The sequence below is a fragment of the uncultured Sunxiuqinia sp. genome (assembly GCF_947495665.1).
Taxonomy (GTDB): domain Bacteria; phylum Bacteroidota; class Bacteroidia; order Bacteroidales; family Prolixibacteraceae; genus Sunxiuqinia; species Sunxiuqinia rutila.
In genome coordinates this window covers 17,665-29,971 of record NZ_CANLZV010000025.1, presented here as the reverse complement: position 1 = coordinate 29,971, position 12,307 = coordinate 17,665, and the positions used below count along the sequence as shown (strand labels likewise).

Below are 12,307 nucleotides of genomic sequence, written 5' to 3'. Positions count from 1 at the left end.
ACTTTTGAAGAGCTGATGAACTCAGACATCAAACTGGGTCCTGATACGTACATCATGGGTGATGTGGGTATTGTTGAAACAGCCCAGGTGCCTGTTCCCGGCGAAGCTGCCGTGTAAATTATTGAAACCTTATATGGAAGAGGGGTGCTCCGGACAAGGGCACCCCTCTTGTTTTTTATGATTCTTTTCACAGGCTGTTGCCCTCGATTTTAACTCCTTCAGCATCCTGTCAATTATTTGGGCATTGGTCATTGACAGGTTTTTGTAAATTTGACTTCGAAAAGAATGAAGAATAATAAAGAGCCAGACTTGCAATAAGATGTTGATTTACCCATCTTTTGAGGCTGTGCTTCAATTAAAATTGATTTATGAAACTTGTTTTTGCTACTAACAATCCCCATAAGCTCCGCGAATTACAACAGCTTTTAGGCGATGAAATTCAGTTGCTCAGTCTGGCCGATATCGGTTGTAATGAAGAAGTACCCGAAAACCAGGAAACCCTTGAAGGAAATGCTGCAGAGAAATCGTTTTTTGTTTTTGAGAAATACGGCTTTAACTGTTTTGCTGATGATACCGGACTTGAAGTAGATGCGCTGAACGGAGAGCCGGGAGTTTATTCGGCCCGCTATGCCGGAGAAGCAAGGTGTGCTGAGGCGAATATGGCTAGGTTGCTTGATCAGTTGCAAGGGAGAGAAGATCGGACTGCCCGTTTCCGAACAGTGATTTCGTTGATTATTGACGGAAAGGAAACCCAGTTTGAAGGCATTGTTGAGGGGCAGATTCTGAAAGAGAAACAAGGTGATGCCGGATTCGGTTATGACCCTGTTTTTCAGCCGGATGGTTTTTCGGCCTCTTTTGCTGCAATGGATGCGAACCAAAAAAACCAGATTAGCCATCGGGGGCGTGCCGTTGAGAAACTGGTTGCTTACCTGAAGAACTTGAATAAAACCGCATGAAACAGCTTTTCAGCTCACTGGTGTTTGTAGTTCTGTCGCTTTCGCTGACCGCGCAGGTTGGTGTTGGCGAATGGACCGACTATCTGTCCTACACTTCTGCTCAGCAGGTTATTGAAACCGACGGGCAAATTTATTGTATCACAGCAGGTGGGCTGTTTTCGTATAATCGTGCTGATAATAGTCTGCATAAGCTCAATCAGATTAATGGTTTGTCGGATGTTCAGCCACATGTAATGGCTTATAGTATTGAACAAAATGTGGTTTTGCTGGCTTACCAGAACAGTAACCTCGATTTGATTTTTGAGCAAGAAGTTGTTAATCTTTCCGATATCAAACGAAAACAAATTCAGGGAGATAAGAGCGTCTACAATATTTTGATGGCGGGACCAACCGCTTACCTTTCGTGCGGCTTTGGCATTGTGGCAGTCAACCTTCAAAAACTAGAGATAAAGGATACCTACTATATAGGAGAAAATGGCTCGCCCATAGTGGTGATGGACATGGCTTTTGATGGGACCTACCTGTATGCAGCAACGCGGGAAGGGGTATTTCGGGCCAATGCCAATTCGCCGAATTTGCAGGATTTTCATGAATGGAATCAGTTGGAAACCATTCCGCATGCTGACGAGGCTTTTACCCAAATCGAGTTCTTTAATGGCGACTTAATTGCCTGTTACTCCAGTGCTGATGGTAGTGTTCAGGAGCTATACCGTGACAGGGGTGATGGGTGGCAGCGTTTTTTGCCTGCGGTAAGTTCGGTTAACCGGTTGCGGGCTTGTCACAACCAATTGCTGATTTCCTTGGGGGAACAACTGCATGTTTATACCGCTGATGATGAATTGGTAGGACAGTTAAGCCGTTACTCCTTTTCGGGAGGTGAAGCGGCTACGCTGAATATTCAGGATGCCATTTGCGATGAAGATGGTGGACTTTGGGTTGCCGATGCCTGGACGGGGCTGGTACATCAGCAAGGGGATAATTCTGAACTAACTATTCCGAAGGGACCTGTGGATAATCGCGCTTTTTCCTTATTGGGAAATGGAACGGATTTATGGGTAACCACCGGTGGACGAACGAGTGCCTGGAACAATATTTTTAATGATGCTCAGGGACAATTGCTTCGGAATGGCAGCTGGCAGCTGTTTAATGGCTGGACCCACGAGGAGCTGCGTGGATTTCATGACTTGGTGACTGTTGCTGTTGATCCGAGGAATGCAGATCATGTGTTTTTTGGCTCCTGGGGAGGTGGTGTTGTTGAGTTTCAGGGCAGGGAGTTTGTCAATCGTTTTACGCAATTTAACAGCTCGTTGCAAACCGCTTTACCCGGAGATGCCAACCCCAACTATGTTCGCATTGGGGGCATGGCTTTCGATTCAAAAAATAACTTGTGGATGACCAACTCACTGGTTGGAAAACCGCTGTCGGTTTATCGGGCAGATGGGAGTTGGGAATCGTTTGAGTTGGAAGGAATAGGTGGCATTGATGTCGGGGAGATTGTGTTAACCGAAAATGATGACCAGTGGATTGTATTGCCGCGTGGCCGCGATTTGTATGTTCGGAAAGCGGATGGCTCACTGGGCAGGCGTTTACAGCTGGTTGCCTATTTCAACAATGGCGACCGGGAGGAGTTTTTCCGGATGAATGACGTTTATTCGATTGCGGTGGATCAGGACGATGCTGTTTGGGTTGGAACATCGCAGGGTGTAGCTGTTTATTTTGATCCGGAAGGAATTTGGGAACAAAACTCGTTTTATGCCTCGCAGCCGGGACTGGACCTGGATGATGGCATTTATCATCCGCTGTTGCGCGGCCAGACGGTGACGGCGATTGCTGTTGATGGCGCCAATCGGAAGTGGCTGGGAACACAAAATTCGGGCGTGTTTTTGGTCTCTGAAGACGGCCGAACGGAATTAAAAAGCTTCAATAAATCCAACAGTCTGCTTTTGTCCAACACCATTCAATCCATTGCCATTAACGACCAAACGGGAGAGGTGTTTTTTGCTACACCCGAAGGGCTCATTGCCTACCGGGGCGAGGCAACCAAAGGAGGAAGTGAATATGCCGACGTGTATGCTTTTCCCAACCCGGTACGCGAAGATTATGACGGGGATATTGTCATTACCGGTTTAATTACGGATACGGATATTAAAATCACGGATATTAGCGGAAACTTGGTGTACCAAACCACTTCGCTTGGCGGACAGGCAATCTGGGATGGGAAAAACCTGAACGGAAACCGGGTAAGTACCGGAGTGTATGTGGTGTTTGGAAACGATAAATTCGGAGAACGAACCTTTACGACTAAAATTCTTTTCATTCATTAAACAGGAGATTCAAGCGTGCTGGAAAAAACAAGGGGCATTTATTTGCATCACATCAATTATTCTGAAAGCAGCATTATTGCGCGGATTTACACCGAGAAGTTCGGCATTCAGTCGTACCTGATTCAAGGGGTTAGAAAGCGGAAAGCAAAATTTAGCAAGAGTTTGTTTCAGCCTTTGTTTTTGCTCGACCTGGAAGTGTATCATCGTCCGGGACGTGATTTGCAGCGTCTGAAAGATGTTCGGATGAGCATGCCTTTTGAGAGTTTGCCGTTTGAAATGATAAAAAGCTCGCAAGCCATTTTCTTGTCCGAGGTTCTCTTGAAATGTTTGAAAGAGGAAGAACCCAATGCTGAACTGTTTGACTTTTTATTTCATGCCATTGCCCTTTTGGACCTTAAAAAAGATGGAATTGCGAATTTTCACTTGGCTTTTCTGTTCCATCTGACCTCTTTTCTTGGGGTTTCTCCGCAAGCGCCATCTGCAGCAAAAACCATGTTTTTTGATTTGGAAACAGCGGCTTTTATAGCCTCAGAACCCTTGCATAATCAGTTTATGAATGCCGAAACTACTGCTAATTTCAAGCAGTTGTTTCAGTTCGATCTGGGTAAGATTGAGCAGATTAGAATGACCAATCGCGAGCGCTCCGTGCTTTTAAGCCAGTTGCTGATTTACTACCAAATGCATCTGCATTTATCAGGCAATTTAAAATCATTAGCTGTTTTAAAAGAAGTGCTGGCATAGCTGTTGGTGACGAATAATTCTTTAATTTTGGAGAACTCTCGGTGGACTATCAGCTCTTTTATTAATTTTGCCAACTTATTTCTTAGTTATGGTGCAATCGAAATTACCCAATACTAACTCAAGTGTGTTTTCTTCAATTAACAAATGGGTTGAAGAGTCTGGCGCGGTCGATATGGGCATTGGGAGAACCGACTTTAAATGTCCGCAGAAGCTAATAGATTTGGCTGCCAAGTACCTGAATGACGGATATAACAATTATGCTCCACTTGAAGGAATTTTGCCTTTGAGAAAGGAGATTAGTGAGATTGTTCGGGTCAACTACGGACAGGTTTATAATCCTTTGACGGAAATAACCATTACCGCCGGGACGAATCAGGCCATTCACACTGCCATTAGTGCCGTGGTGAAGGATGATGATGAGGTGATAATTTTTGAGCCGGCTTTTGAATCTTTTGCGCCATCCATCATTTTAAATGGTGGCCGCCCGGTGTTTGTCCGACTGAAAGCTCCTACTTTCAGAATTGATTGGGATGAGCTGCGTAAAATGGTGAGTGCCAAAACTAAAATGATTATTCTGAATTCGCCGCATAATCCAACGGGCTCGGTATTGTCTGAAAATGACCTTTACCAGTTGCAGCGCCTGACCAATGGAACGAACATTACGATATTGAGTGATGAGATTTTTGAGTCCATGATTTTCGATAATCAGACACATCAGAGTGTTGCCCGCTATGAAAAACTGATTGAGCGAAGCTTTGTTGTCTCGTCCTTCGGCCCGTTGTATAACATCAATGGCTGGGGAATTTCGTATTGTTTGGCTCCGGAAAAGCTGATGCGCGAATTTCGTAAAATGCAGCAGATTCAAATTTATAATGTAAACTCTCCTTTGCAATATGCTCTTGCGGATTATTTGCCGCAAAATCACTCTTTTGAAGAGATTTCAGAGCTTTACCAGGGCAAGCGGAACTATTTTAACCGACTGCTTGAAGGAAGCTTATATGAGGTGATTCCTGCGCAGGGAGGCTACTTTGAGTTGCTGGATTACTCGAAGGTTTCTGATGAGCCCGATATTGACTTTGCAGAGCGTTTAGCACGTGACTTTGGTATTGTAACGGTTCCGGTATCTGCTTTCTGTCATGAGAAGAACCGGTCTAACTTTGTCCGGGTCTGCTTTGCCAAAGAGAATGATACCTTGGAGCGTGCCGCTGAAAAACTCTTGCAAGTGCCATCAACAACCGACTTTTAATCTGTTTTACACCAGTCAGTATTTCTGATGTCTAGTCTGCCTTTTCAGGTGGAAGGGACAGCTATGGCCTTCGGAAGCTGTTGTATGAACCGGGGATTGTACTGCGGTAGGAAAAAATTAGGGTTAACAGTTGCTGGCTCGTTCGGTTGAAACGATTGCCAGTTCAGCTATTAACCCTAAATTCAAGATCCGTAAATGGACTTATTTTTTAATCAGCAACCAAGTATCAGCGTACTGTGGAAATTCATTGCGAATTTGGTAAACGCGTTTGCGGGCTTCTGCTTCGTTAACGAATGAGTTAACACAAACACGGAAATAACCCGTTTCGCTGTGCAACACAATGGGTGTGAATCCCTGTGAGATCAGTTCTTGCTTGTAGCGGTTGGCATTGGCATTGCTGCTAAAGCTACCGATGATAACAAAGAAACTTTTATTCTCATTCTTGACCTGATCTTCTTTTTGGTCAAACGAAAAGTTTTCAGATTGTACTCGTACCGGCTTTTCAGCTTCTTCTTCAAACATGCGGTCAGAGGTTGGTTCTTCGCGTATTTCTGACTTGGTTTTAGGAACTGAGAATACTTTTGCATTATCCTGCACAACTTCCTCTGCAGGTTCTTCCTTTGGTACTTTTTGGAAAACTTTACAGCCAGAGGAAATCATTCCCAAGGCTAAAACCGCAACCATTATTTTTTTCATGACTTTTTGGGTTTACTTATTTTACTTTCAAAAATACGAAAAAGCATTGCTGCTTATTGTTCTTTGGATAACAGGTTATTAACTAAAGATTGTTGAAATCTAATATTTTAAAATGTTTTTAAGGTAGCGTTGACCGGCAACGCTGCGATAAAATCGGCTTCGGCGAATGGCCTCCTGCTTGCTTGGAAAACCTTCATGATAGAGAATCAACCAATTGGAATAGTCTTTTGTCAAGTCAATTTTCCCTTCGTTATGAGCCTGTTCCGCCTTCTTGAGGTCCATGCAAAAACCATAGTAAAACCGATGGTATTCCTGATTATATAGGACGTAAGAATAATAATTCATGCTGCAAAAATAGGAAAACTATGGTATATCCGACAGTTAAACGGGTTTTCTGTATCGGGATTCTTAGGAATGCGGCTTGAGTCGGGTCAGCCTATACAAAAAGTTGGTTCAGTTAACCACCAAATCACCCCTTGAGATTATCCGGATTATTCGTTTACGCAGGGCTGCTGACTTATTCGAAGACCGGAGGTTAGAGGATTTCCTTTTGGATTAAATCTAATATTCAGGCATTGAAAAATTCCCAGTCACCTCAATTGACCGGTTCAGAAAACAATTTTTAAAAGCAATCTAGAATCCGAATGTTCGTGGAAACAAGATGGATAATGTGATAACAGCAATGATAAAAAGGGATAAAAAGATGAAAAACAGAACGACCCCTTTTTTGTAGCGTTTATTGCTGCGCTCCAGTTGGGCAACTGATAGGATCTTAGTCATCTTGTTCACCATTTTTTTCAGGGCCATTTGGTCTTTGACAATGTAGTCATAAGCACCATATTTCATGGTGTTAATGGCAATGTCAATGCTGTCCTGCCCCGATAAAAAGATAAACTCTACATCAGGAGCAATTTTTTTGGCCTGTTTGAGTACTTCAATGCCATTCATCCCGTCCAATAAATAGTCCTGAATCACAATTTTAGGTTGGCGTTCCATGGCTTTTAAAACTTCTTCACCTGATGAAAACGCTTCGGTGTTTGTAAACTTATTGGTCTTCAGGTAGCTTACGACGAGCTTGCTGTACACCGGATTGTCTTCAACAACAAAAACTAACGGGCTTTTATTATTTTGCATGGGTTAAAGAATAATAAGTTAATTGTGCCTTTGTGTAGACTTTTAGTGCTATTAATTTTGTTAAAATTAGTAAAAAATTGAACACAATAAGTTGGTAACGGAAGAAATGACGAGAAAAGTATTAAAAAACAACTGTTCAATAGCAGGTCTTTCAGATTGTTAGCGGAGCCATCTTTTTCATATCCGGTTGAAAAAATGGTAACCTGCCCGGCTTAAAACAGGGTAGGTCAATAAAAGAAGCTTCTGGCTTGCAGTAAGTGCATGCTTGACGGCTGGCTTTAAATCCCAGCAGGCATTGCGGTCGCAGTTTACCGATGAAAAGCATCTCTTCAGCGAAATTTTAAACCTTCGTGCGTTAAAGCTTTCTTTATTTGTGTAACGAAAACAAAATCTTTTCGTCCATTAATTAAAGTTCGTTTATATGAAAAAGCAATTGCTTCACTTATCCGCCTTTCTCTTGGCCTTGTTTCTTATGTCTTCCTGTTTTTTTTTAGGTCCGTCAATAAAAGGAAACGGAATTGTGACAACGGAATACCGGGAAATTGGCGAGTTTGATAAAATTAAGGTAAGCACAGGGTTGAAAGTCATGCTTGTTCAATCTGAAAAGAATCTGGTAAAGGTTGTGGCCGATGAAAATTTGCACGAAGTGATCCGGACCGAACTGAAGCGTGGTGAGTTGACTGTTTTTGCGGATGCACGCATCAAAAAATCACGGGAACTTCTGGTTACGGTTGAATTTACCAATTTGGAAGAACTTCGTTCTACGGCCGGAGCTCAGGTAGGCAGCGATGGAATGCTACGAATTAAAAGACTGGTAACTAAAGCCAGCGCTGGAAGCCAGCAGAAACTTCAGCTTCATACCCAAACGTTGGAAGCAAAGGCTTCGGCGGGTTCTCAAATCCGCCTTTCAGGAGAAAGTCGTGAAGCTTCGCTGACGGCTTCATCCGGAGCCCAGTTGAATGCCGAAAAGCTGGATGTGCGACAATGTAAGGCGGATGTGTCAAGTGGAGCTCATATCTATGTAGAAGTGTCGGAGGATTTTGAGGGAGAAGCTTCCAGCGGCGGACAAATTTATTACTCAGGTTCTCCGTCAACGGTGGATACCAGCACCTCTTCGGGAGGAAATATTTCAAAAAAATAGGCAGAAATCAAAAACACCAACTTTATGAAGACAATGAAACACTATTCTTGCATGATTGCTTTGGCCTTGCTCGGGGTATTGCTTGTAATTCCAGGCTTTGCCAGTAGCGAAAGAACCGGAACACAAACCCGAAAAACAGCTAGTTTTCATGGCATCTCGGTTAGTAGCGGGATCGACTTGTACTTAACACAGGGTGATGCAGAGAAGGTTGTTGTAAAAGCAGATCCTGATGTTATTGATGAAGTGCTAACGGAAGTGCGAGATGGGATTTTGCATATTTACATGAAAAAGCAAAGAGGCTGGCCGTGGGATAAAGAGCGGGCTGCCTACGTTACTTTTGATGATTTAAACCGGTTGGATGTTTCGGCAGGAGCTGACGTTGAATCTCAGAATGCCTTTAACCTGGATGAAATTCAAATTGCTGTTAGCTCCGGGGCCGATGTTGAATTGGATGACCTAACGGCAAACTCAGTTTGGTTGGACACCAGCAGTGGTTCAGATGCTGAACTTAGCGGAATTACTGAAAACCTGGAGGCCTCGTCATCCAGTGGTGCCGACATTTCCTGCGGCGATTTGGTGGCTAAGTATTGTTGGGTGAATGTTTCCAGCGGTGCAGATGTCGTAGTGCATGTCACTGAAGAACTAAAGGCATCGGCAAGTAGTGGGGGAGACATCCGCTACAAAGGCAATCCGATTAAAAAAGACATTAGCGAATCCAGTGGAGGAGACGTTTACAAATATTAGGACCTAATTAATATTTTGCAATTTTTCAAAGAAAGCTTTCCTGCCAGCGGGGGAGCTTTTTTTCTGTTGATAAACGCAAAATTTACCTACCTTTAAGCATAACCTGCAATGCATTAATGACTAAACGTATGAATGAAAAATTAAACCGAAGAAATTTTCTTGGAAAAGCAGCCCTTGGAGCAGCTGCTGTTACGATTATTCCGCGTCATGTAATGGGAGGTAAAGGCTTTGTTGCAGCCAACGACCGAATCAACCTGGGCTTTATTGGAACCGGAAAGCAAGGAGGCATTTTGCTAAACTATTTTGCCGACAACTGTAAAGACCTGGTGCCTGTGGCTGCATGCGATGTTTATAAAACAAAGCTGGATCGGTTTGTTGAACAGGCCAAAACTTCTCTGGCAAAAAATGGCCACGCTACTGCCAGGATGCAGGCCTATGAAGAGTACCGCGATTTGTTGGCCAATCCGGATGTTGATGCCGTGGTAATTGCAACGCCGGACCATTGGCATGCTCAAATGGCGGTTGATGCTGCCAAAGCCGGGAAAGATATTTACTGTGAAAAACCAATGGCTCTTACCGTGGCCGAGGGACGAGCAATGGTTGAGGCTACCCGGAAGTACAAGCGGGTCTTTCAGACAGGAAACATGCAGCGTTCGTGGCGAAACTTCCGTCATGCCGTGGAGTTGGTGAGAAATGGCTATATCGGCGAAATTAAGGAGATCAATGTCAGTGTTGGAGATCCGGTTATTCAATGCAACCTGCCAAGCCAGAAAGCGCCGGAAGCTTTAAATTGGGACTTGTGGGTTGGCCCATCGCTGTATCGCGATTTCCATGCAGAACTGGCACCTCCGGTTGAGGTGGATGTGTACCCCAACTGGCGAAATTACCGCAACTTTGGAGGTGGAATGGTTACTGATTGGGGGGCTCATATGTTTGATATTGCCCAGTGGGCCATGGGCATGGATGAATCGGGCCCTGTTGAATTTATTCCGCCGGAAAAACCAGCCAAGCGTGGTTTGAAAATGGTGTACGAGAATGGTGTGGTGGTTAACCATGTGGATTGGGGCGATTTTAACGCGGTTCAGTTTATAGGTACCGAAGGGAAAGTGGAAATCAGCCGGTCGTTTTTACGCACTTTTCCTATTGCGAAGCTGGCTGAACAAGCGCTGAAGGAGACAGACGAACGGGTTTATTACAGCGACAATCATTACCAGGATTGGGTGAAGGCCATGCGAACACGTGAAAAACCGATCTCCGATGTAGAAACTGGTCACCGGACAGCCTCGATGTGTAACCTGGCAAACATTTCCTACGAGCTTCAACGTCCGCTGAGTTGGGACCCGAAGAAAGAGGAATTTAAGAACGACCAATTTGCCAACCTGATGCGTACGCGTCCGTTCCGGGGGCAGTGGGACTTTACGGATTTTTAATTCGATATTATAGAAAGCAAATAAGGCCTCAGCTTTTGTGTTGGGGCTTTTTGTTTAGATGAAACTGTCAGTAATTTTTTCGATTTAAGAGGATGCACTTAAAATTTTCTACTTTTGTTTTGAATCGATAAACTTTTCAAATGGGTGGAGATGAAGATAGGGGCTATGTTGAACGTTTGAAAAATGATGATTTTTCAGCTTTTGACACCTTATTTAAAAAGTATGCTGAAAGTCTTTATGGTTTTGCACGAAGCATTACGAAAGAACCTTATATCGCAGAAGAGATTACTCAGTTGGTTTTTATGAAGATTTGGGAAAAACGCGCTCAGCTGGATGAGTTTCGATCCATTAAATCGTTCCTCTTTTCAATTGCTTATTCTGAAACAATTTCTTGGCTACGAAAGGAAAAATCGGAAAAACATAGAATGAATGTGGTCGGAACTGAGATGCTACAAGCATCGAACGAAACGAACTTGAGCATCGAATTTAATGATATGCATACTCTAGTCGATCAGATTGTTGAGGGACTTCCAGAAAAACGAAAAGAAATTTTCAAGCTCAGTCGGGTGCAAGGCTACTCGAATAAGGAAATAGCCAGTCGGTTAAATATCTCGATAAAAACGGTTGAAAATCAAATGACCGCTACCTTGAAAACCTTGAAAGAACAGCTTCGCAAAAATGGTATTTTAGGGCTTCTTTTTTATTTAATCACCTTTTATTAATTTTTTTTCCTGGTTGAATAGGGGTAATCGACATTTGGTTTCGTAGTATAGATGTTTAAAGAGCTATGCAATGAATTTCAATTACACCGAACTTAAAGAATACCTGGAAGGAAAAACAACTGATCAGCAATCAGAAGAGATCAGGAATTGGATGAGAAATCCAGAGAATGAGGACGAAGTTCGTCGGTTATTGGGTGAAATATGGGCTCATTCGGAAATCAGACTGAAAGGGGAAAAGCCAAACTTTGAACTTTTATTGGATCGACTGCACTACCGTATCAAAACACAATCCGTGCAGGCGGAATCTCAAAATACTCAAGCTAAGACTTTATCGCATCGTCTCGTTCAGCAGTTCTCACGAATAGCTGCCATATTAATTCTTCCTGTACTTCTTTTAACTGCTTACTTCTATTTCAACACTGACCGCAGTTTTTCCAGGTTTGCTGAGGTGCCTGCCATGCGCGAGATATACACTAAACCGGGAACTCGAACGATGCTGACTTTACCTGATGGTACGAAGGTTTGGCTAAACGACGGGACCCTTTTTAAGTACCCGGAGTCTTTTTCCGGAAATCAACGAGAGGTGTTTGTTGATGGCGAGGCCTTCTTTGATGTGACCACCAATTCGAAGAAACCCTTTGTGGTAGATAACCCCATTATGAAAACGATAGTCACAGGGACACAGTTTAATTTATATGCCTATACTGATGATCAGTATTTTGAGGCTACTTTGTTGGAGGGGAAAATTCATTTGAATGGAAGGGCAGGAAAAATTGAACTTGATCCCGGACAGCAAATCCAGTTTGACGCGGCCAGCAAACAATTATTGAAACAGAAAGTAAATCCTGAAAATGCTGCTGCGTGGGTAGATGGTAAATTAGTCATGCATGATGAGCGATTGGACCTTGCAGTAAAAAAGCTGAGTCGTTGGTACAATGTTGACATCTCAATCAACAGCCCAAACCTGAAATCGTATGAGCTAACCTGCACCCTTGAAAATGAGAAATTGGAGCAATGCCTTGAATTAATTACTCGCGCATTGTCCATACAATATCGCATAAAATCAATTCATTCAGATAATCAAATTCGACAAAAAATAGAGCTTATGATGAAATAAAAAAAGCCTGACGGAATCTTGCACATTCGCGACAGGCCATATTGATTTATTATAAA

Annotated in this window: 12 protein-coding genes; 9 read left to right on the top strand and 3 right to left on the bottom strand. The window is 43.3% G+C overall.

Translation table 11 applies throughout. The features are described 5' to 3' along the window. The first annotated feature begins 368 nt into the window (after positions 1-368). The 4 genes from Q1A18_RS18500 (at position 369) to Q1A18_RS18485 (ending at position 5,267) form a co-directional block, all read left to right on the top strand. On the top strand, positions 369-956 hold the full coding sequence (locus tag Q1A18_RS18500; RefSeq protein WP_299584405.1) for a non-canonical purine NTP diphosphatase: 588 nt from the start codon (positions 369-371) through the stop codon (positions 954-956). Beyond that, positions 953-3,280 carry a T9SS type A sorting domain-containing protein gene (locus tag Q1A18_RS18495; protein ID WP_299584402.1) on the top strand — a complete coding sequence of 776 codons (2,328 nt, stop codon included), beginning with the start codon at positions 953-955 and terminating at the stop codon, positions 3,278-3,280. The genes Q1A18_RS18500 and Q1A18_RS18495 overlap by 4 nt, the downstream gene beginning before the upstream one ends. A 15-nt stretch (positions 3,281-3,295) precedes the next feature. Then, positions 3,296-4,021: a DNA repair protein RecO gene (gene recO, locus Q1A18_RS18490; RefSeq protein ID WP_299584399.1), complete on the top strand. Its 726-nt coding sequence runs from the start codon at positions 3,296-3,298 to the stop codon at positions 4,019-4,021. A gap of 88 nt (positions 4,022-4,109) precedes the next feature. Then, positions 4,110-5,267 (top strand): methionine aminotransferase, encoded by a 1,158-nt coding sequence (locus tag Q1A18_RS18485; protein WP_299584396.1) that lies wholly within the window; start codon positions 4,110-4,112, stop codon positions 5,265-5,267. A 201-nt stretch (positions 5,268-5,468) separates the two neighbouring features. Here the strand turns inward: Q1A18_RS18485 and Q1A18_RS18480 are convergent, their stop codons facing one another. From Q1A18_RS18480 to Q1A18_RS18470, 3 genes are all read right to left on the bottom strand, one after another. Then, entirely contained in the window at positions 5,469-5,963 is a 495-nt protein-coding gene (locus tag Q1A18_RS18480) for an SPOR domain-containing protein (protein WP_299584393.1), read from the bottom strand. A 99-nt stretch (positions 5,964-6,062) separates the two neighbouring features. Beyond that, a complete protein-coding gene (locus tag Q1A18_RS18475; protein ID WP_299584390.1) occupies positions 6,063-6,308 on the bottom strand; it encodes a hypothetical protein in 246 nt (81 codons plus the stop codon). 288 nt (positions 6,309-6,596) lie between these two features. Beyond that, complete coding sequence (locus Q1A18_RS18470) at positions 6,597-7,097, bottom strand: response regulator (protein WP_299584387.1); 501 nt, start codon at positions 7,095-7,097, stop codon at positions 6,597-6,599. A gap of 421 nt (positions 7,098-7,518) precedes the next feature. Here Q1A18_RS18470 and Q1A18_RS18465 point away from each other — a divergent pair, with 421 nt between their 5' ends. The 5 genes from Q1A18_RS18465 (at position 7,519) to Q1A18_RS18445 (ending at position 12,251) form a co-directional block, all read left to right on the top strand. Continuing rightward, the gene (locus Q1A18_RS18465; RefSeq protein WP_299584385.1) at positions 7,519-8,238 is read left to right on the top strand and encodes a head GIN domain-containing protein; all 720 of its coding nucleotides are present in this window, start codon (positions 7,519-7,521) and stop codon (positions 8,236-8,238) included. A 24-nt stretch (positions 8,239-8,262) separates the two neighbouring features. Further along, positions 8,263-8,982 (top strand): head GIN domain-containing protein, encoded by a 720-nt coding sequence (locus Q1A18_RS18460; protein ID WP_299584383.1) that lies wholly within the window; start codon positions 8,263-8,265, stop codon positions 8,980-8,982. Between the two features lie 128 nt (positions 8,983-9,110). Continuing rightward, the gene (locus Q1A18_RS18455; protein ID WP_299584380.1) at positions 9,111-10,412 is read left to right on the top strand and encodes a Gfo/Idh/MocA family oxidoreductase; all 1,302 of its coding nucleotides are present in this window, start codon (positions 9,111-9,113) and stop codon (positions 10,410-10,412) included. A 176-nt stretch (positions 10,413-10,588) separates the two neighbouring features. Next, a complete protein-coding gene (locus Q1A18_RS18450) occupies positions 10,589-11,134 on the top strand; it encodes an RNA polymerase sigma-70 factor (protein ID WP_299584377.1) in 546 nt (181 codons plus the stop codon). Positions 11,135-11,204: 70 nt separating this feature from the next. Then, positions 11,205-12,251 carry a FecR domain-containing protein gene (locus Q1A18_RS18445; RefSeq protein ID WP_299584375.1) on the top strand — a complete coding sequence of 349 codons (1,047 nt, stop codon included), beginning with the start codon at positions 11,205-11,207 and terminating at the stop codon, positions 12,249-12,251. Positions 12,252-12,307: the final 56 nt, after the last annotated feature.